The following is a 21,569-nucleotide window of genomic DNA, read 5'->3' on the forward strand; positions in this document are numbered from 1 at the left end:
GTGCGCTCACTTGCGCGACGGCGGCCACGGCTGTTGTGGCGCTGGGCGTGCCGATGGCGGTAGCCCAAGGGGTGGGCCCGTACCACTTCACGGGCACGGTCTGGAACCCGAAGGCCCTGCCGGCAACCCCGGCCGTTGGCGGCCACGCGCTGGCCACGCCTAAGCCGCCATCGCACCCGAAGGGCTACAAGGCCCTGGGCCACTACCAGATAGCCGCGCCCGCATGGCCCGCGGCCGGGACCACCACCGTCGCCCTCACCCGCACCGTCACCACAGGCACAGCAGCGGGGCCCCCCACGGCCTCAGCCTCCGCCTCCGCGCGTGCTGGCCTGCAGCCACGTGCGGCCGCAGGGACCCGCGGCAGCGGTTCCCCTTCTACGTCCGGGGCGGCGGGCGCCTCATCCGCCGCGTCTCCTTCGGCCGCGGCCGCGGCCACGGGGTCGCAGGTTGTGCCTGCGGCAGGTCCGGTCAAGGCCGGGGGACTGCCGGTCTGGGTGGCCCCGGCCGCGTCCCCTGGGCGCGGTGCCCGCGTCACGGGTTCTGCCGGCGTGGCCGCCGCGTCGGGTCCGGCTCAAGTGAAGGTCCAGGTCGCTTCGCATGCGCAGACCGTGGCGGCGGGCGGTGACGGGCTGCTGGTCGGCCTGACCCGCGCTGACGGACAGGGCACGACAGGATCAGTACAGGTCGTGTTGGACTACGCAGCGCTCGCCAAGGCCTTCGGCGGCGGCTTCGGATCCCGACTGGTGCTGTTCCAGGTCCCGGCTTGCGCGTTGACGACCCCTCAACTTGCCGCGTGCCGCACACGCACCCCGATCCAGTTCTCCAACCGTGCGGGCGCGGACCAGCTCACCGCGACCGTGACCCTCGCACCAGCGGCGACTTCCTCCGGGGGAGCGCGGTCGCGGACCGCGGGTGCGGCGATGCCGTCGATGGCGATGGCGCCCGCGACGGCGGTGATGGCGACCTCGGGCACTTCGGGCTCGCAGGGCAACTACGCGGCGACCTCGCTCAATCCGTCCGGGACCTGGCAGACCTCCGGCACCGGCGCCTACACCTATGCCTATCCGATTGACCTGCCCGCCGCGGTGGGCGGCAACGCCCCATCGGTGGCGCTGTCCTACGACTCGCAGTCGGTGGACGGGGAGACCTCGGCCCGCAACTCCCAGTCCTCGTGGCTGGGCGACGGCTGGTCATACGCACCGGGCTTCGTCGAGCAGTCCTACCGCTCCTGCGGCTCGCTGCTGGATTCCAGCGGCAACCGGATCCTGAAGGGGTCGGGGGACCAGTGCTGGGCGGGCGACAATGCCACGGTCTCCTTCGGCTCGCACTCCGGGGTCCTGGTGCCCACCGCCACCGATACGACGGTGCCAGGTGAGGTCAAGGCGTGGAAGTTGCAGGGCGATGACGGCACCGTGGTCCAGGAGCTGTCGGGTGCGGCCAACGGCCTGCAGGACGGCATCTACTACCGGATCTTGACCACCGACGGCTCGGCGGCCTACTTCGGCTCGGACCACGCGCCCGCCGGTGTCGGCAACTTGGCGCTGGCCCAGTCCGGGACACCGTCGGACGCCTCGACGAACTCGGCGTGGGGTGTGCCGGTGCTGCACCCCGTGGCCGGTGACCCGTGCTACGACTCCTCCAAGGGCACGGCCTCGCAGTGCGCCAAGCCGCAGGGCTGGCGCTGGAACCTGGATTTCACCGTCTCCCCGACCGGCTTCGTCCAGCGTTACGACTACGCCACCGAGACCAACTACTACGACCTCGGCGGCGGCCAGGTCGCGGCGAGCAACGGCTCGGGCACGCTGACCGCGTACACCCGCGGCGGCACCCTGACCCAGATCTCCTACGGCTACCAGCTGGCCGACGAGCTGGCCGGGCGCACCCCGGCGGCGCAGGTGGTCTTCGCCTCCAAGCAGCGCTGCCAGACGAGTTCCACCTTCACGGACTGCTCGGTCGGGAACCTGAACCAGAACACCGCCCCCAACTGGCCCGACGTCCCCTACGACCTGAACTGCCCCTCCACCGACAGCACCACCCTGCCGCCGGGCTCCACCACGGTCCCCCCGAACGTGTGCATCACCGCCTCGCCCTCCTTCTGGACCACCACCCGCCTGGACTCGATCACCACCAACGTGCACGTCATCGACCCGGTCACCAAGGCCGACAAGGGCCTGCTGCCGGTGGACTCCTACCAGCTCGGGCAGGTGTTCTCCGACGCGGGCGGCACCACCGACCCGGTGACAGGCACCACGGTGGACCCCAAGGACGCCGGCTCGCTGCAGGCGGTGATGTGGCTGCAGTCGATCCAGCACACCGGCTCCGACACCTACGGCAACGGCAACAGCCCGCTCACCCTGAACCAGGTCTCCTTCACCGGCACCGAGATCGACAACCGGGTCAACGACGTCTCCCCGTCCGCACCACCCCTCTACCACCCCAGGATCTCCTCGATCCAGACGGAGACCGGCGAGTCGATCTCCGTGAACTACAACCTCAACCCCTGCCATGGATTGAGCCTGTCCTTCGCCGCCGCGGACTCCAACACCCACTCCTGCTTCCCGGTGTACTGGGCACCCCCCGGCGCCTCGCTACCGATCCAGGACTGGTTCAACAAGACCACCGTGCACTCCGTCGTGGTGGCCGACCTGACCAACGCCCACCAGTACACCCCCAACGGCAAGATCGCCGCCGGCTCGGAGACCCAAGTCTCCACCTACGCCTACGGCACCCCGGCCTGGCACCGCGACGACTCAGCCCTGACCGACGACCAGTACCGCACCTGGGACCAGTTCCGCGGCTACAGCACCGTCACCGTGCAGACCGGCGCCGCCCCCGAGCCGGTCACCCAGCAGACCACCACCTACCTGCAGGGCATGGACGGCGACTACAAGGCCGACGGCACCAAGCGCGCCATCACGATCAGCGACAGCGTCGGCGACCAGGTCACCGACTCTAACTGGCTGGCCGGCACCGCCCTGGAGACCGACTCCTACACTGCCGCCGGCAGCGGCACGATCAACGCCAAGTCCGTCTCCGGCCCCTTCCAGGTCACCACCACCGCCGATACCGCGCAAAGCCCCTGGACCGACTGGACCCAAGCCGACAACCCCGGCCAAACCCAGCCCACCCTGTCGACCCTGCCGGACCTGGTCGCCCACCGCACCCAGAACCTCACCACCCGCAGCTACGCGCTCCTGGCCGGCGGCACGACCTGGCGCCAGACCAAGACCGTCACCAGCTACGACACCCAAGGCCGGGTGACCACCGTCGACGCACTCGGCGACGTCAGCGACCCGACCCAGGAGAAGTGCACCACCACCAGCTACGCCGCACCCTCGGGCTTGAACCCGATGATGCTGTCCTACCCGGACCAGGTCACCACCGTGCACGGCGGCTGCGCCGCGCCGACCTCGTCCACGCTGCTTTCGGACAAGCAGGTCTACTACGACGGCGACGGCACGCTGACCAACCTGGGCACCTTCGGGCAGCTCGACCAAGGCAGCGCCTTCACTCCGGCAGCAGGTCAGGTCTCGGCGACCCGGATCGCCACCTCCTACAGCGGCAGCACCGAGAACTGGCAGACCACCGCTGCCATGACTTACGACGGCGGTGGCAGGGTCACCAAGACCCTGGACACCAACGGCCTGGCCACGACCACCGCCTTCAGCCCCGCGTGGAACACCGGGGGCGGGAACACCAACCCGACCGGCATGGCCTCCACCAACCCCCAGGGCTGGACCACCTCCTCGACCCTGGACGCCCTGCGGAGCGTTGCCACCGAGAACGTGGACGCCAACGGCCGCGTCACCGACATCACCTACGACGCACTCGGTCGGCGCACCGCGGTGTGGCTGCCCGGGCGTTCCAACTCCGGTGGCCAGAGCGCGGACGAGACGTTCGCCTACTCCATCAACCCCGGTGCGGTACCCGCCCCCGGCGGCACCATCACCTCCCCTGGCGCCCCCAGCGCGGTGACCACCAACACCCTGCGCGACGACGGCACCTACGCCACCTCCATCAGCATCTACGACGGGATGCTGCAGCCGCGCCAGACCCAGTCCACCGCGGTCGGCGACCAGAACTCCGGGCGCCTGATCGCAGACACCTTCTACGACTCCCACGGCTGGCCGCTTTCCACCTACGCCACCTACTCGGAGCCCAACAATCCGCCGTCCACCACCCTGTGGGCGGCCAACGAGACCGACATCCCCTCTGAGCAGGTCACCCAGTACGACGGCCAAGGCCGCAGCACGGCCTCGCAGCTGTACCACCAGGCCATCGAGCAGTGGCAGTCCACCACCACCTACCCCGGCGCGGACGAAACCGACGCCACCTCCCCGGCCGGCGGCACCACCACCGCCAGCTTCACCAACGCCCTGGGCCAGACCACCGCCACCACGGTCAAGAACACAGCCAGCCTGGTCAAGCTCACCGGTGGTCAGATCATCCCCTCGGGCACGTCGCTGACCTCCGGCAGCGTGCGCCTGGCGATGCAGGCCGACGGCAACCTCGTGCTGTCCAGTCTGGCTACGAGCAAGCCCGTGTGGTCAACCAGTACCTCGGGCAACGCGGGCGCCTGGGCCCAGTACGGCACGGACGGCAACCTCGCCGTCTACACCACCGCCGGCACCCGGCTGTGGACCAGCGGCCTCGCAGCCGCCACCGGCTCGGTGCTGCAACTGCAGAACGACGCCAACCTGGTCATCTACAACAGCAGCGGCGCAGTGGCCTGGGCCAGCAACACCTGGCACACCGCCAGTGAGGCCGATGCCACCACCCGCTACACCTACACCCCGGCCGGCCAGGTCTCCACCATCAAGGACACCGCCGGGAACCAGTGGTCCTACCAGTACAACCTGCTCGGACAGAAGACCTCCCAGAGCGATCCCAACACCGGCACCACCACCTTTGACCAGTACGACAACCTGGGCAACCTGCAGCAGACCACCGATCCGCGCGGCCAGAAACTGTCCTACTCCTACGACTGGGACAACCGGGTCACCGCCACCTACGCCGCCGCCTGGTCCGCCACGCCGGACCCGACAACTGAGCTGTCCTCGGCGGTGTTCGACACCCTCGCCAAGGGCTACCCCACCTCGTCCACCAGCTACGTCGGCGGCGCCACCGGGAAGGCCTACACGCAGGCGGTCACCGGCTACAACACCGCCTACCAGCCCACCGGCACCACGCTGGCCGTCCCCACCACCGACGGGTTCACCCAGCCGGCGCTGCCCACCGGGCTGACCGCGCCCACCGGGCAGACCCTCTTCGCCACTACCCCCACCTACACGCCCACCATCGGGCTGCTGTACACCACCACCTACCAGAACGACGGCGGCCTGCCCGGCGAGCAGATCACCTACGGATACAACCAGCAGGGCGGCCTCAACGGCTTCGGCGGCCTGATCACCCCGACCAACCTGCCCTCCTACGTCGACAACACCGTCCACGACCCGTTCGGCCGCGTCCTGCAGACCAACTACGGGCCCAGCGGCAAGGAACTGGCCACCTACGACCAGTACGACGCCACCACCGGGCGCGTCTCCCAGACCTCCAGCATGCTGCAGCCCTCCACCACCGCACTGGACGTCACCAACTACCGCTACAACCAGGTCGGCGAGATCACCGCGATCGACGACCTGCAGAACAACACCACCCACGACACCCAGTGCTTCACCTACGACTCCTTCCAACGCCTGACCCAGGCCTGGAGTGACACCGCCGGCATCACCACCCCCACCGTCACCCCGGTCGGCGGCGTCGGCGGCTGCAACACCAGCACCCCGACCACCACCGCCACCGCCCCGATCACCACCACCACCGTCGGCGGACCCGCCGCCTACTGGCAGACCTACAACTACGACCTGCTCGGCGACCGCACCAGCATGGTCAAGCACGACACCAGCGGCAACGCCCTCAACAACACCACCCAGTCCACCGCCTACACCGGCACCGACGGCACCACCGCATCCACCCTGCCCAACCAGGCCGGGGCGAGCACCGTCAGCAACCCGACCACCGGCACCGCGACCCTGACTCCCAGCTACACCGAGAGCAACGGGAAGAACGCCGGGAACACCACCAGCCGCGCCGCCACCAGCACCGGCCCCCTGAGTACCAACTTCACCCTCGCGGGCGGCGGCAAGCTCTGCGTCGACGACGCAACCAGCTCCACCACCCCCGGCAACAAGGTCCAGGTCTACACCTGCAACGGATCCGGCGCGCAGAACTGGAACATCGCCAGCGACGGCACCATCCGCACCCTGGGCGTGTGCCTGGACACCGCGGGCGGCGCCACCACCGCAGGAACCGCCGTGGTCATCAACACCTGCAACACGGCCACCGCGACCCAGAAGTGGAAGGCCACCTCCAGCGGAACCCTGGTCAACACCGGCAACACCACCCTGTGTCTCACCGACCCCGCCGCCAACGCCACCAAGGGCACCCAGCTCACCATTGCCACCTGCGGCACCACCGGAGGCACCTGGACCACCCCGGCCACCGGCAACGGCGCCACCACCCCAGGCCAGGCCCAGACCCTGACCTACGACGCCAGAGGCCGCACCGCCACAGTCACCAGCCCCACCAGCAGCAACAGTCAGACCAGCCGCTACACCTACGACGCCAGCGGCAACCTGCTCGAGCAAGCCAGCAGCACCAACGGCACCGACACCACCCGCATCCTGTACCTCTTCGGCGGCGCAGAGCAGATCACCCTCAACGTCGCCAGCAGATCCAGCACCGCCCTACGCAACTACACCGGCCCCGACGGCACCACCATCACCCGCACCAGCAGCGGCACGGTCACCTACCAAATCGCCAACGCCCAAGGCACCGCCGAAACCGCCGTCAACGCCAGCACCCTGGCCGTCACCCACCGCTACTACGACCCCTACGGCAACCCCCGCGGCGCATCCCCCTCCACCTGGATCAGCGCAGACGAAAACCACGGCTTCCTCGGCCAACCCCAAGACACCACCAGCGGCCTGAACCTCCTCGGCGCCCGCAACTACGACCCCGTCCAAGGACGCTTCCTCACCCCCGACCCCCTCTTCCAAGCCGGCGACCCCAACCAGATGGGCGGCTACACCTACGCCGCAGACAACCCGGCCTCAGGCAGCGACCCCAACGGTCTGCAGTACAACGGCGGCGACGGCGGCGGCACCGTAACCACACCCGTCCAAGACCCCACCCCCACACCCGTCTACCACCCCGACAACACGGTGTTGATCGGAGTCGGCGACGTAGCCTCGCAGACGCTCGACAGCCTGACAGGGAACGGCAAGGACCACACCTGGTACATCGCGTGGAACAGCTGGTCGTCAAATCACTTGGGCTCTACCGATCCCGGCATTCAGGCAGGTACAGACCTCGGGATTGGGATTCTCGCCATCGTATTCAGTGACGGAGAGTCAGCCGGGGTGGCTGCCGATAAGGGCTTGTCAATCGCCGGCAGGGCAATCCGTGCAGCCAAGCGACTCCTGACCGGTGATGGGGAAGTAGTCGCCGCCGACAGCAGCGCGGCAACCAAGGCGGCAGACTCTGCAGCGAACGCGGCAAAGACACCCCCGGCGTCCGACGCAGCATCGCCCACTGACGCCAATACCGCCGTATCCAAGCCTTCAAGCCCGGGCAGCGGAGCAAACATTCCCAGTAATGACATTGACGGGACTCCGATAAAGACGAAGTCGCCGGGGCAGGTATTCCGAGGGGACACTCGGGCCCCGGGCGATATCGCAAAGGCCGGCGGCTTCGAGCCCAAGGCTGGACGTCACAGCTTGCGTGACTATGTTGGGACGAAGGGTAAGAGTGCGGGCGTTGTGAGTACTTCGTCGAAGATCTCGTCGGCTGCGGCGTACACGATGCCGAGGGGATGGATTTACGATATACGGAATCCTGGCGTGGGCATCGATATAAATCCCACATTGAGTTCGGGAAGTTGGTTTAAGGATCGTATCCTTGGCCTTGGCGCCCCATATCCCGAAGAAGCTGAGGTGGCTTACCCGGAAACGATCAGTTGGTCCAAGGTCTACAGGTACAAGTACTATGAGGGCATGGTGTCAGCAGGCGATTGGACTCTCAATCCGGATTTCGGAGGGTAGGCAACGTGGATCAAGTCGTAGTCACCGTGCTTGAGGCTGCGGATAGGCGGCAAGATTGGATCCTTACCTTTCTTGAAGATAAGGATCTCATCACGATCTCAGCTGAGCGCCCGAGTGGTCTCACTTACTCCGGTACTGGGGACGACTACTTCACCGCGCTTCAGGATTTGCGTCTCTCTCTTGATGCAGAAGGTCTCAGATTGCTCTGCGCCGGTGCACGGGTCGACGCATATCCGTCGCCTATGATGTTCGACATGTTTCGAGGATTGACTGTATATATTCACCGCATGAATCGTCAGGCGAGTCGCAAGGCGCAACTATTTTCCCCGGCGAAGGCGTCGAAAATAGCGACCGTGGGGGCCCAGAATGCGTTTCATGATAGATGGCTAGCGGGGAGGAAGATAATTTCAATTTCGGGCTTGATTCGAGGCTGCGTGCGCGAGGGCTGGTATCGCTGGAAGTTGCGTTGAGCGGATCTGTGCCTGTATCCGCGGCGCTCGCCGCCGCGCAAAAGGCAGCTAGCCCTTCAGTTGTAGATCCACTGCGCCGCAGTAGTTCGACGATCCGTCAGTTCGGGTAGGTGGCTGGTATGCGGGCACCGTATCTGGATGTGCCGCCCGGGGTGACGGATGAGGAGCGGGCGGCGGAGCTGTCGGATCGGCTGGAGGAGTTCCTGCTGGACGTCGGCACGTTCTTCCCACGGGCGGATTTACGACATCGCGCGCAGGGGTGCCTGCGCGGGCTGCTGGCACCCCTGTCGAGGAAGAACGGCTGGCAGTTGGCCGAGTACGCAGGCGACGCAGGACCGTGGAACCAGCAGCACCTGCTGGCGCGGGCGGTGTGGGACCAGGACGCGCTGCGTGACTTCACCCGCCGCTACGCGGTGGCGGGTCTGGACGACGGCGGGCGCGGCCCCGGCCCGGGCGGCAGCGGGGTGCTGGTGGTGGACGAGACCGGCGTGGGCAAGAAGGGCCGGGCCTCTGCCGGGGCGGCGCGGCAGTTCTGCGGCGCGCTGGGCGGAGTCTTCCCGTGCCAGGTCGCCGTGGTGGCCGCCTGGGCCACCAGCGCCGGACAGGCACTGGTGGACCGCGCCCTGTACCTGCCCCGGGAGTGGATCCAGGACCGGGAACGCTGCCGCGCCGCGGGCGTGCCCGACGAGATCGGTTTCGCGACCAAGCCGCGACTGGCCGAGCAGATGATCGACCGGATCCTGCCCGACCTGCCCATGGGCCGGGTGTGGGCGGCAGCCGACGAGGTCTACGGACGCGACGGTGCATTCCGCGCCTTCCTGGAGGAGCGCCGCATCCCCTACGCGGTCGTCGTCCCGGCCCGCCAGAGCGTGCTCCCGCGCCCCGGCTGGCGGCACGTCGGCCGCCTGGTCGAGCGCTACGCGGCCGAGGAGGACTGGCTCGAACTGCCCGACGACGAGCCGGACGTGGGCCCGGCGGCGCTGTGGCAGTGGTGGGTGCGCCGCATCCCCGACCCGGACGACGAGGCCGGCGCCGGGTCCTGGGCCCGCTGGGTCATCGCACGCCGTCGCCCCGCAGACCCGGCCGAGCGTGACTACTTCCTCGCCTGGGGTCCGGAGCAGACCGAGGTCGAGGACCTGGTGCGTGTCCCCTCGGCCCGCTGGAGCGTGGAAGAGGCGATCAAGCTCGCCAAGTCCGCCTGCGGCATGGCCGACTACGAAGTGCGCTCCTGGCGCGGCTGGCACCGGCACGTCACCCTGGCCCAGCTCGCCGCCGCGTTCCTTGCAGTCCAGGCGGCCGAGGCTGCCCGCGACGGCCAGGCCCCGGGACCGGGAACGCCGTCGGCGCCGTCGGCCCAGAGAGGGGGCCCTCGCCCACCCCACCAGCACCGCGGGCACCGACCCGATCCCAGTGACCGCCTATGAGGCCGCTCGGATCCTCTTCATCCTCGCGCCCCAGCCCGGTCCGGCCGAGCGCATCCGCCGCGGTCTCTGCGGGTGCCGATTAATCATCCGGCCTGGTCACGCGGCATGTTGGTACTCGTGAAGTGTTCCGCCGAGTCGGTCTCGTCGGTGGACTTCCAGGTGTCTGGTCTGGGGTGGCACGGCGATCGGATCGGGCAGAGTGCGGAGCGGGGCGGCCTGGCCCAGGCTCCGATGGGGCCGGTGCCGGTTGTAGAAGGTCTCGAACTCGCGGAGTGCGTGCAGGAGATGGGCCTGGTTCCAGATCAGGGTTCGGTCCAGGAGTTCGTGCCGACAGGTCTGGATCCAGCGTTCCATGATCGAGTTCATGCGCGGGATCCGGATGCCGGTGGTCACGACGGTCAATCCGGTGTCGGTCATCAGGGCGTCGAAGGCCGCTGTGAACTTCGAGTCGCGGTCGCGGATCAGGTATCGGGCCTTGGTGCCCGCGTCGTCGAGGTCCATGAGGAGGTTGCGTCCGAGCTGGACGATCCACTGGGCGGTCGGGTGCTCGGTGGCGCCCAGGATCCGGACGCGGCGCGACGAGTGCTCGATGGCGGCGAAGACGTACAGGCGTGCCCCGGTCAGGGTGCGGACCTCGAAGAGGTCGCAGGCGAGGAGGGCATCGGCTTGGCCGCGCAGGAACTCGGCCCAGGTCGTGCTGGCGCGCTCGGGGGCGGGTGGGATGCCGTGTTCCTTGAGGATTTCCCAGACGGTGGAGGCGGCGACCTTGATCCCGAGCGCGGCGAGTTCGCCGTGGATGCGGCGGTATCCCCAGGTGGGGTTCTCCCTGGCCAGGCGCAGGAGCAGGTTCCGGATCGAGTGGACAGTTGGTGGACGGCCGCGCCGCTTCGGCACGCAGGCTGCAGCATGGTGGCGCCGGAGCAGGTTGCGGTGCCAGCGCAGGATCGTATCCGGGCGCACCAGCAGCAGGAGCCGGCGGAGCTGGTCCATCGGGAGATGGTGAAGCAGTGGGTCTCGGCCGGGAGCCGGTTCGGGCTGGTGCGCGGCCGCCGGGACTTCTCCTTCAGCCCGTCCAGGCCGTCGGCCTCGTGCTTGGCCTTCCACGTGTAGACCGTCTGGCGGGACACCCCGTAGCGCACGGCCACCTCGCTGACCGGCGAGCCGTCGAGCACCTCAAGAGCCGCCCGGTACCGCTGCTCGACCAGCCAAGCCGGGCGCTGCCCAGCAGCGTCGTCCCCCTCAGTCACAGCGACCAATGATCAAGGGCCCACGCGGCATCGTCAAGGATGTACCGAGACAACTGTCAATGAACTGCCGAGACTCTCATGTCGCCTATGTCTTGAGGCCACACATGACACGCTCGGCAGTCAGGCCGCCCCCATGTGCGTACCGCATACCACCGGCATACCGCAGGGATCACCCAACGTCACGAACCGTCACTGAAACGAAAAGGTCAGTAACTGGATCGCTGTCGCACTGCTGGCCGCAGGCTCGCCTGAACAGGCCGTAAGACCGTGCCAGGGAGGTAGGTACGGAAGCTGGAAACCCACCTCCGCAGCTGCCAGTGCGGCACCAGCGGCTGCAGCTGGCATCCCGAGCATCGGGAGTGCCGTGGGGCGATCGTTCTGGTGTAGCAGTCTGCGGGGTCGAGGCTGTCGGGATTGTCGGACGCGTCGCCGTAGCAGTTGTCCCGCTTGATCCCGTGGGCTGTCAGGACTGCCACGACCTCGTCCAGGTGCTGCCCGGTGAAGTTGGGCATGCGGTAGCTGACGGGCCGAGGGTCCGGACTCGGGGAAGGCGAGTGCACAGGCAGCGCGACAGCGCGCCCGCGGGTTCCTACGGGTCAGGCCGCCTGGCTGTAGTAGTCGAATACCCGCTCGCGCTCCTGCTCCCACGTCCAGCCCTCACCCCGATTGAACGGGTACTCGCCCGCGAGGTCGAAGAACCTCTGTGACGGCTTGCCGTAGCGGACGGGGGCGTTGACAACAATCGCGGACAGCATCGGAGCTCCCTTCGCCGCTTCCTGCCGGCACAGGTCCCCGAGCAGCAGACTGAGTGTGCTGCCACGCCAGTGCACCGGGTGACCGAGATCCTGCAGGAGCAGCGCGACCTGCTTGTAGGTGTAGAGCTCGTTCCCGGTCTGCGCCCGCACGGTCAGCACGGTGGTCAGCGCTGCGAGCGCCTCGCGGTACTCGGGGGTGCCAGGTTGCAGGGCCATGTGGAAGCTCCAGATGTCGGGAGGTGAGGGCGCGCCCAAACATAGCCATCCATGTCGCTGTGACGCCACGGCGTTTGACGACCGGTCCGCCCATGTCCCCGGGGACGCCTCCGCCACCGTGGGGGGCACTCCCGGGTCACCGCGCTCCGGAGGGGGCAGTCGCTCCCGCCACTCCGGTCAGTGTGCGAGTAGAGAGTCCACGCCCCCTGCACTCCGAGCCGGTTGAGGGCCCAGTCAAGCCAGGTCGGCTCCTCGTGGCAGATCCGCCCGATGAGCCGCGTCTGCTCGGGGACCAGGAAGCGACCCGGAATGACGACGGTTTGACGCACGCGGTCAACCGGGAGCCTCCGCTGGAACGCGGCCGCAGAGTCTGCCTCGCACTCGGCATCGTTCAGCTGAGGCGGCAAGTTGACTGAGCTCTGTGACCAGACGATCCCAGCAATGTGCGGGTAGTCCGCGGTCAGGTCCACGAGACCACTCAGCTTCGTCTCGAGGGGCAGGCGGGACTAGGCCGTGTCCGGTGAATCGTCGTCCAGGTCGCCGGGCAGCGTCTCAGTACCAGAACGCCTTGAGGACGGCCTGACCTACGTCAGCAGCTGCTTGGTAGAAGGCGACGAGATCTTCGTGGTGACTCAGGAAGATCTCTCGAACGAACGTCGGGTCTCCTCCCCAGTTCGCAGAGATCGCGGCGCCGGACGCTTGCCAGAGCGAGCCGAAGGAAGCAACGTTCAAGAACCCGGCCGCTTCTCCGACCTGCTCGGTCGGCAGGATCAGGAACGGGGGACCGTCCTCGCGCGGGACCAGTTCACCGCCGAAGATCGGCAGTCCGCTCGGGTTCCCGGCGTCCGCGGGGCCGTCCGGAGTGCCGGTGTAGAGCTGGTTGACCTCCGCGAAGTCCTTCTCGATCGAGTCCGCGATCCCCGCAGCGCACTCCTCCTGGTGGTTGCCCCAGGCCTCCAGCATGAAGGCCTCGATCCACGCACTGTCCGGGTGGATTTCCGCCGATGGGGCAGCCCGAAGGTGCATATGGAAGCTCACTGGGTCCGCCTTCGAGAGTCATTGGTCTGTTCCGACGCCCGGCAACCTATCGAAGAGCCTGACACACGGGCTGCGGTTCCTGTCCCGTCTCTGCTCGTCACAGCCAGAGTCGGACGGCCGCGGCTGTCACAGTGCCGTGAAATACGTAGGTGCGCTTGTTGTAACGCGTCGCCACGGGACGGAAGCCCTTCAGCCTGTTGATCATCCGCTCGACCTCGTTGTGGCGCTTGTACGTGGAGCGGTCGAAGACGGGTGGGCGGCCGCCTGCTGAACCCCGGGCCAACCGGTGGCGGATCTGGTCGTTCTTCTGCGGGATGCTGTGCGGGATCTGACGTCTGCGCAGGTAGAAGCGTATGCGCTTGCAGCTGTAGGCCTTATCTGCGCTCAGTGCGTCCGGGCGTGTGCGTGGGTGCCCGCCGCCCTGGCGCGGGACACGGACCTCGGCCATGACCTGCTCGAACATGCTGCCGTCGTGGGCCTGACCGGAGGTGATGAGCAGGCCGAGCGGTCGGCGGCCGCCTTCGCCGGCCAGATGAATCTTGCTCGTCAGGCCGCCCCGGGACCGTCCGAGCCCTTCGTCGGCGCGGTGGCGGGCAGGGACTGCCCCTTTTTTGAGCCGTTGGTCGGGGCGGTCTTCCGTGCTCCTGCGGCGTGCTGGTGGGCCCGGCACGTGGTGGAGTCGACGCTGACCTGGCTCCAGTCCAGACGGCCCTCTGCATCGGCCTGCGCCTGGACGGCTTTCAGGATGCGGTCCCAGGTCCCGTCCGCGGACCAGCGCCGATGGCGCTCATAGACGGTCTTCCACTTCCCGTAGCGAACGGGTAGATCCCGCCACGGGACGCCAGTGCGCTCGCGGAAGTAGATGCCGTTGAGCACACGCCGGTGGTCGCTCCACTGCCCGCCCAGCCCGCCGTGCGCGGGCAGATGCGGCCGTAGTCGAGCCCACTCCTCGTTCGTCAGATCGCCACGTCCCACGCCCGCCAAACGATCAACGAAGCCGGTCCGGTTCCAAGATCGAATGACGATTCACCGGACACGGCCTAGAAGACTGATGAAGATCTTGTTGAGGGGCTGTCCGGCTGTTGGCCGGGTGGCCCCTTCGCCTATGCGGTGGCTGGGGTGAGTTGCCAGGTGGTGCCAGTGTGGGTGAGTCCGAGGTTGATCAGTCGGCGCAGGTTGAGGGCGGCGGCTCGGGTGTGGAGCCAGGTGTCGTTCTTGAGGGTGCCGCGGTAGTGCAGGCGGCGGTTGCCGTGTTGGACGATCCAGGCGACGGCGCGCTCCACCGGTGGGCGCCAGCGGCGGTACTCGGCCTGCCAGGCGGGGTCGGTGGCGGCTTGGTGGCGGGCGGCGGCCTGCTGGTCGTGGAGCGGGCGGATGGTCAGGATGCGTCCGGCCTTGGCCTTGGTGCAGCGTTCGCGCAAGGGGCATCCGCTGCACAGGTTCCCGAAGGTCGCCTTGCGTTGCTGGTGCTGTCCGCGCAGTGGGGCGAGTTCGACGGTGTGGCCCTGGGGACAGGTCACCGTGTCGTCGGTGGTGTCGATGGCGAAGTCGTCCAGGGTGAAGCCGCCGGGGACCGCGGCCCGCAGGGGTGCCGGCTTCACGAAGAGCCGGTGACCTGCCTCTTCCAGGGCCTGGCGGGCCCGGCTGCTGGAGTAGGCGGTGTCGCCCAACACGTCCACGGGGCCCTCTTCCTGGCTCAGTAAGTCCAGGGCGACGGTGGCTTCGTGGTGCTCGGGCCCGGCGCCGGGCCGCAGGGCCACGGCGGTGAACAGTCCGGTCTCGGGTTCGAAGGCGAGGTGGGCCTTGAAGCCGTCCTGCTGGTGGCTGCGGGTCTTGTGGACGTGCCGGGCTTCGGGGTCGACGGTGGAGACCGTGCGGTCGGGTGCGGTGCCCTGGGTGATGCGCCAGCGTCCGTCGCGCCCGTCGGAGTCCTCGGCGGGCTCGACGTCCTGGCCCGCGACCAGGGCCAGCAGGCCCACCGCGTTCGCGCCCTTCTCCGCGAGTTCCTGCTCGGGCAGGTGGCCCAGCAGCCGCAGCGCGTCGCCCACCAGGGCGTCCACCAGCTCAGCGCGGGCCTGGGCATCGTTCCAGGCGATGCGGGGCTTGCCCGGGTCGGTGTAGTCGTGCGCGGTGCACTGCCCGGCAGCGACCTGTCCGGCCCCGGGAACCTCGCGCAGGACGGTGCGGATGGCGGCGATGATCTGGGTGACGGTGTCCTGGGTGGCCACCGCGTCGTCCAGGACGGTGGAGTCCAACGCCCTGCGGTGCTTGCCCTTGAGGACGCCGGTGGCGTGCACCACCTCGCGCACGGCCTCGAAGACGCGGTTCGGGCGGGTGGAACGGGCCAGGCGTCGGCGGAAGTAGGCCAGCAGCGAGGAGTCGAACGCGGTGTCGTGCAGGCCCAGCCCGCACGCGGCCTTCCACCGCAGGTCGCACCGCAGTTCCTGGACCGTCTCGAAGTCCGAGAGGCCGTGCAGGGCCTGCAGGGTGACCGCTGCCGCCAGGATCTGCGGCGGCATGCTGGGGCGTCCGTTCGCCGAGGGGTACATGTCCGTGAACATCGCCGCCGGGAACAACACGCCACGGTACTCGGCCAGGAACGCGAACACACTCCCCGCCGGAATCAGATCCCGGCAGGTCTCCCACACGTCCGGCCCGACGGTCTCCCCGCCCCACTCACCCATCGCCACGAAAACGAGTCTGACCCCACCACTCACGCGGCAAGGCCAGAACCCAACATCTTCATCAGTCTTCTAGAGCGAGCCGCCCGTAGTGTCACCAAGGTCGGCTTTGCGACGCAGCACGTAGCCCTGGAAGTCCTGCTTGATCGTCATGACATCCCCGACCTCGATCCGAACGGGATGGCAGTACCGGGCATCGCAGTTCCGGGGGGACGAGCCGTCGATGAGCGAGACCCCGCCAAGCACGAGGCCGGCCACGTCGTCGATGTCCGTGCACAGCACCGGATGGAAGAAGCAATCCTCGTATATGTCACCAACCCGGATTCCGGCAGGGTTGCGGGGGTCGACCTCTGAATCCATGCGCCCAATGTGCCAGAACCTCTCAACGCCGCACCCCATCCCCGCACCAGATGCGCACCAGATCCAGCGGTAAGTCACGGAAAATCACGGCCGTCGGGGCGGCTTGCCTCGCACCCACTGAGTAGCATCCTCGCAGGTAGCAGGGGCGCGGCGCTGCCACGTGCTGTGATTCCCAAGCTCATATCCCACGGCGCACACCGAGCCTTAGCATCCGGGCATGCAATCCGACAGTCGCCCTGCTCCCTATGCCCTCCTGATCACCGGCACCGTTGGTACGGGCAAGACCTCGGCGGCCTACGCCGCGGGAACCCTGCTCGCACACGCGGGAATCCCCAACGCCGTCATCGATCTGGATTGGCTGCGCAGGAGTTGGCCCGCGCCTCCGAACGACCGCTTCAACTTCGGCTTGCTGCTGCGGAACCTGCGCTGTGTTGCCAGCAACTACCTCGATCCGGGCGTAACCCGCCTCATTCTCGCGGGAGTTGTCGAGAGTCAGGACGATCGGAAGCACTGTCACGAGGCAGTCGGCACCGACATGTCGGTGTGTCGCCTCCGCGTGGATCTGCCAGTCGTTCGCCAGCGTCTCGCCCTCCGCCCTGAGGGCGAGCCCGAAGCACTCCGTTGGCACATGGACAGGTCGGGCGAACTGGACCGCATCCTCGACCAGGGCCAGGTTGAGGACTTCGCCATCGATGCGACCGACCTCTCTGTGGCCGAGGTCGCCGAAGCCACGATTGAGGCTGTCGGGTGGCGGTGACGGCCGGGATCCTCCACGGACGCCGATCCAGTGCCCAGAGCCAGGGGCCAGCGTGATCCTGCCTGGCAGCGCCGGGCCATCGTCGGGCCGCGCGAGGAGAATCAAGGGCGCGCAACGATGACAACACCTGACCGCTCCTCCGCAGCTCAGGGGAGTGATCGAGGATTAGGTCGCAGGCCAGAGAGCCAGGGCGCTATTTCCTGCGCAACAAGCCCTCTGGGCAGGACACCCGACCTAAAGCGCTCCACCGGCCCGTACGCAGCCGCGCATGAACCAGGGGGCATTATCCTGACTCGCGTCCCGACAACAGGCGCCAGGGGGTGCCTGAGGCGATGCCAAACCGGCGGGGGAAGAGACAGCTCACGGGGCGGCTGCACGCATGGCACATGATCGGTGCCCTGATGATTCCCGCCGGCCCCAGTGCCCGCTGCGTGCCCGGTCGGAGGGGAAGTCGCGGGGACTGGCGGGGACCGGCAGCGTGGCGAGCGCTCCACCGCAGGTCAGCGGATCGCCAGGTCAGCCGTGATCCGGTAGCGGACTCTTCCAAACTTGGGCTCCGGTGCGGCCGCCACTGGCGCGGTACGCTCGCCCGCAGCTGACCAAGGGGGACGTGGTGATGGATCAACAGGAGCTGCCGCAAAGGCTCAGAAACCGGACGCTCCCGGTAGGCCGCACGATTGGCATCACTGCTGCGTTCGGATCGATCGCTCTCGTGTGCGCCCTCGGCGTGTACTGCGCTGTCAATGGCATCAACCCCGATCCCACAGATCCTGAGCACTACAGCAGCGTGACCTTCATGAATGACACCCAGATCCCCGTCAGACTCTTTGAATGCACGGACAATCGTGGTCACGACTGCCACGACATGACCGGCGGGGTGCTGGCATCCGGGGAGCGGTCCGCCCAACAGGTCTGGTGGGGGCCAGGACTGAGCTCATGGCAGGTTCGCAGCGCCGAGGGCCGACCGATCGGCTGGGTGATGGTGGCTACCACGCAACGCGAGTCGGGAGCCGTCTACAACCTCGGCGACGCCACGACTGGCGTGGGGAGAGCCACAACGCCCCGAGTGAGCCCCAGCCCCGCGCCAGTGCCGTAGTCGGCTTTCCCGACTCCGATGATTCGGTAGGGCGCGCCAGATGCGTGCCAGATCGGCCAGTACGCGACGGTCAGTCAGGGGAAGCGACGGCGCGAAGGACCCGCATCGAGCGAGGCGATGAACGCGCAGGCCGGACCGGTTGATCACCGACCTTGCTCCTAAAGCCGTTGTTGCACCCCTATGTTCAAACGTGGCGAGCTTCACCGTTCCAGGCGCGGGGCGATAGGCTAGGACTCCAATCGACCTCAAGATAGATACCGTGGAAGTCCGAGTCAAGGCTCGCGAGCATCCTTTCAGCGGCCACCTTGGCGTCGCCGTCGCTGGCACCCGATGGCACGTCAAGCCGCCCACAGTGGAATCCGTTGGCGTGGATGGTGTGCCTCCAGCCATCCGGGGTCGCAAGGATCGTGATCCCTGTCGGCACGCTGCCCCACGAAGGTGCTTTCCCCCTTCTGCTCATGCCGCCATCCAACCCGACGGGCGCGGAGCACCAGTCCACGGGGCACCATATTCGGGCCGTGGTGGGGTCGTCATACGACAGCCGACTCCAGATCAAGCCGCGTGTCGTCAGCCTCGCGCTCACCTTGAAGCAGGGCCAGCACTCCCAGCCCGTCAGGCTTGAGATCTGTTCGGACCCGGCTCCCGTCGGAAGCCCGCGGGCACGCGGATCGGGGACACGAGAGGTATCCCCTCTGTCCCCTTGTCCCCGCACTGACACTGAGCTGGGAAATCGGCCGGGGACAGCGGGGACAGCCAGCCCGGAAAGCCCGCGGTTGATCCTCTCCCAGAGTGGCAACTGCTACCGCGCGGGCGAGTTCTGTCCCGAGGCCGACGCTGGGCTGTCCACCGTCGACGCACACGGCAACGTCATCACATGCGGGATCGTGTCCGTGTCCGTGCCGGAAACTACGTCCACGCAGGTCAGGCGGCATGTCGGTACTCGTGAAGAATGCCGCCGAGTCGGTCATGTCGGCATATGTTCAGGTGCTGCGTGGAGTGAGCGGTGGGTGCGGTGCTCGTTGTAGAACTCCTCGTACTGGTGCAGGGCGTGGCGTAGGTGGTTCTCGTTCCAGATCAGGGTGCGGTCGAGGAGTTCACGGCGCAGGGTGTGCACCCAACGCTCCATGATCGAGTTCATGCGTGGGATGCGTATGCCGGTGAGGACGGTCTCGATGTCGGCGTCGGCGAGGACCTGGTCGAACATGGCGGGGAACTTCGCGTCCCGGTCCCGTATGAGGTGTTTGACGCGGGCTCCGGCGTCCTCGAGGTCCATGGTGAGGTTCTTCGCGGCTTGGGTGACCCAGGCCGCGGTCGGGTGGGCGGTGGTGCCCAGGATGCGGATGCGCCGGGTGGTGTGTTCCATGACGGCGAGGATGTACTGGCGCTGGCCGGTCAGGGTGACGGTCTCGATGAAGTCGCAGGCCAGGAGAGCGTCGGCTTGGGAGCGCAGGGAGTCGGCCCAGGTGGTGGCGGCTCGATCCGGAGCGGGGTCGAAGCCTTCGGTCTTGAGGATCTCCCAGACGGTGGAGGCGGCGATCTTGATGCCGAGGGTAGCGAGTTCGCCGTGGATGCGCCGGTAGCCCCAGGAGGGGTTCTCACGGACCAGTCGCAGGACCAGCGAGCGGATGGAGTGCACGGTGCGTGGCCGGCCGGGGCGCTTGGGCCGGGAGGTGTTCGCGCGCCGCTGTCTCATGAGGTCGCGGTGCCAGCGCAGCACGGTGTCCGGTCGGACGATCAGTCGTAGCCGGCGCAGGACTTCGCGGGGAACAGGGTGGAGGAGTGCGGCGAGGAAGGCCCGGTCCTCGGGTGCGAGCTTCGCCTTGTTGGGTCCGAGTTGCCTTTGCAGGACAGCGACTTGGTGGCGCAGCGCCAGGATCTCGGCGTCCTTGTCCCGGTCGCTCATCGGTAGCATGCGAAGGGCGGCGAAGGCGTTGGTCACGGTCAAGTAGGCAAGTCGCAGCAGCACAATCGATCACCATGCCGTGTGTCCGAAGATGCTGGTTGACCTGCATGGATGTGGTTCTCGGCGCGGGTGGGTTGCCGAAGTCGTGGGCGGGGTTCTGGCCTGGGTGGATACCGCGCTCGCCGCGTGCGTAGAGGTGGCTGAACGCGACCGCCTGGTCAATGCGACCCCCTCGATGGGCTCCTCGCCGTACGGGGCGTCCTGCGGACCGATGCGATAGCTGGTGCGGACGACGTCGTGGCACGGTTCGTCGGTGTCCACCTCGGCGAAACACCAGGCTGCGCTATTCCGCTCCCAGGTCCCGCTGGTGAGCCAGTACGCCTGCAGTTCCAGGAGCCCGGGTTCCGGGCAGTGCCAGCGGAAGCAGGTCACCTCCAACCCGCTACTGGCGCTGGCCCACACACTCCAGCCGCTGCCGTCGGGCAGGAACGCAGTCTCGCTCGACTCCATCGCACCCACGTCGAACGGCGTGCTGTCCCAGTGCCCGACCAACTCCGCGTCGCGCACAAGCCCGTCGGATGGTGGTGGGGCGGTGGTGTTCACTGCGGGAGCCGCTTGCGCCAGTCCAGCGCGGTGACGTTCAGCAGTTCGGCCCGGGTGTCGTCCACGGTCAGGCCGTGGGCACGCAGCGCCTGCGCCACCTCTACCGCACTGCTGTCGGCACCGACCGGCCAACCTTGCCGTGTGCCATAGGCACGACGGCGCAGCACCGAATCGACCCGCTGCGCCGCCTGCGTCCACCATCCGGCGGCCGATGTCTGTCGCCCGGTGTCCCATACGCCACCGGTTTCGTTGGGTGCGGCTCTTCTGGAGTGAAGGGTTGAGTTGCGGGAGCGGTGCTTGGGGCTGTGCTCGGGGCAGTTCGTCTCTACCGTGAAGGTGTAGGAGGGTGTCTGATGGGTTCGCTTTTCGAGGAGTTGGAAGCTCGCGAGGCCGCCGCCCGGGTTCAGGTGGATGAGCTGGAAGCCGAGCTCGCCGAGGTGTCCGCGCGGCTCAGCGCGGCTCGCGCGGGGCTCGACAGATTACGGATCACGCGGGAGACGGTCGCCGAAGTGCTCGCCGAGATGACGTCTCCGATGCCCGCGGTGGCGGTCGAGAGGGGACAGTCGCCTGCGACTGAGCGGGCGGCGTCGGCGTATGCGGGGGTCGAGCGGCAGGTCGTCGGGGTGCTGGCGGTGCCGAACTGGCAGCCCGGGTTGGGGGTGGACGTCCTGCCGTCGGACTACCGGGACATCGTGGAGGTGGTGGCCGACGCGCCGGGGGCGGTCCGCGCCAAGCAGATCGCGCCCAGGATCGGGCTGCCGGTGTCGGCCGGGAAAATCGAGGGCACCCGCTCGAAGCTGAAGCGACTGGTGGAGCGGGGCTGGCTGGACGAGGACACCCCCGGATTGTTCACCTTGGCCCGCCGTCGGACCGATGGTTCGCCCAACTCACTTCAGCAGTAGGACAGTAGGGCTCTT

The 21,569-nt window shown here is 67.9% G+C and carries 12 protein-coding genes and 2 pseudogenes; 5 read left to right on the forward strand and 9 right to left on the reverse strand.

The genetic code is table 11. From position 1 onward, the window contains the following. The first annotated feature begins 53 nt into the window (after positions 1–53). From ABIA33_RS35120 to ABIA33_RS35130, 3 genes are all read left to right on the forward strand, one after another. Positions 54–8,102: a ricin-type beta-trefoil lectin domain protein gene (locus ABIA33_RS35120; protein WP_370087694.1), complete on the forward strand. Its 8,049-nt coding sequence runs from the start codon at positions 54–56 to the stop codon at positions 8,100–8,102. A gap of 5 nt (positions 8,103–8,107) precedes the next feature. Further along, entirely contained in the window at positions 8,108–8,572 is a 465-nt protein-coding gene (locus ABIA33_RS35125; RefSeq protein ID WP_370087696.1) for a hypothetical protein, read from the forward strand. Positions 8,573–8,691: 119 nt separating this feature from the next. Continuing rightward, a complete protein-coding gene (locus tag ABIA33_RS35130; RefSeq protein WP_370087698.1) occupies positions 8,692–9,996 on the forward strand; it encodes an IS701 family transposase in 1,305 nt (434 codons plus the stop codon). A gap of 96 nt (positions 9,997–10,092) precedes the next feature. Here the strand turns inward: ABIA33_RS35130 and ABIA33_RS35135 are convergent, their stop codons facing one another. The 7 genes and pseudogenes from ABIA33_RS35135 to ABIA33_RS35165 form a co-directional block, all read right to left on the reverse strand. Further along, positions 10,093–10,986 carry an integrase core domain-containing protein gene (locus tag ABIA33_RS35135; protein WP_370087700.1) on the reverse strand — a complete coding sequence of 298 codons (894 nt, stop codon included), beginning with the start codon at positions 10,984–10,986 and terminating at the stop codon, positions 10,093–10,095. Positions 10,987–11,069: 83 nt separating this feature from the next. Continuing rightward, positions 11,070–11,243 (reverse strand): annotated as a pseudogene (locus ABIA33_RS35140) (helix-turn-helix domain-containing protein); the annotation flags it as partial. 596 nt (positions 11,244–11,839) lie between these two features. Further along, positions 11,840–12,214: a hypothetical protein gene (locus ABIA33_RS35145; RefSeq protein ID WP_370087702.1), complete on the reverse strand. Its 375-nt coding sequence runs from the start codon at positions 12,212–12,214 to the stop codon at positions 11,840–11,842. A gap of 552 nt (positions 12,215–12,766) precedes the next feature. Then, on the reverse strand, positions 12,767–13,240 hold the full coding sequence (locus ABIA33_RS35150) for a DUF1877 family protein (protein WP_370087779.1): 474 nt from the start codon (positions 13,238–13,240) through the stop codon (positions 12,767–12,769). A gap of 109 nt (positions 13,241–13,349) precedes the next feature. Next, a protein-coding gene (locus tag ABIA33_RS35155) for an IS5 family transposase (RefSeq protein ID WP_370087704.1) occupies positions 13,350–14,227 on the reverse strand; the annotation gives its coding sequence in 2 pieces (ribosomal slippage) (positions 13,350–13,883 and positions 13,886–14,227; 876 coding nt in all). A 128-nt stretch (positions 14,228–14,355) separates the two neighbouring features. Beyond that, complete coding sequence (locus ABIA33_RS35160) at positions 14,356–15,936, reverse strand: IS1182 family transposase (protein WP_370087781.1); 1,581 nt, start codon at positions 15,934–15,936, stop codon at positions 14,356–14,358. Between the two features lie 69 nt (positions 15,937–16,005). After that, positions 16,006–16,293, reverse strand: a complete 288-nt coding sequence (locus ABIA33_RS35165; RefSeq protein WP_370087706.1) for a hypothetical protein — start codon at positions 16,291–16,293, stop codon at positions 16,006–16,008. 217 nt (positions 16,294–16,510) lie between these two features. Between ABIA33_RS35165 and ABIA33_RS35170 the strand changes: the two genes are divergently transcribed. Then, positions 16,511–17,050 carry a hypothetical protein gene (locus tag ABIA33_RS35170; protein WP_370087708.1) on the forward strand — a complete coding sequence of 180 codons (540 nt, stop codon included), beginning with the start codon at positions 16,511–16,513 and terminating at the stop codon, positions 17,048–17,050. Between the two features lie 2,017 nt (positions 17,051–19,067). Here the strand turns inward: ABIA33_RS35170 and ABIA33_RS35175 are convergent. Both ABIA33_RS35175 and ABIA33_RS35180 read right to left on the reverse strand, forming a co-directional pair. Continuing rightward, positions 19,068–20,112, reverse strand: a pseudogene (locus ABIA33_RS35175) (integrase core domain-containing protein). A gap of 6 nt (positions 20,113–20,118) precedes the next feature. After that, positions 20,119–20,652 carry a hypothetical protein gene (locus ABIA33_RS35180; protein WP_370087710.1) on the reverse strand — a complete coding sequence of 178 codons (534 nt, stop codon included), beginning with the start codon at positions 20,650–20,652 and terminating at the stop codon, positions 20,119–20,121. Between the two features lie 353 nt (positions 20,653–21,005). On the opposite strand from ABIA33_RS35180, the gene ABIA33_RS35185 reads away from it, so the two are divergent. After that, positions 21,006–21,554: a hypothetical protein gene (locus ABIA33_RS35185; RefSeq protein WP_370087712.1), complete on the forward strand. Its 549-nt coding sequence runs from the start codon at positions 21,006–21,008 to the stop codon at positions 21,552–21,554. Positions 21,555–21,569 lie beyond the last annotated feature (15 nt).

Source organism: Streptacidiphilus sp. MAP12-16, assembly GCF_041262165.1.
Taxonomy (GTDB): domain Bacteria; phylum Actinomycetota; class Actinomycetes; order Streptomycetales; family Streptomycetaceae; genus Streptacidiphilus.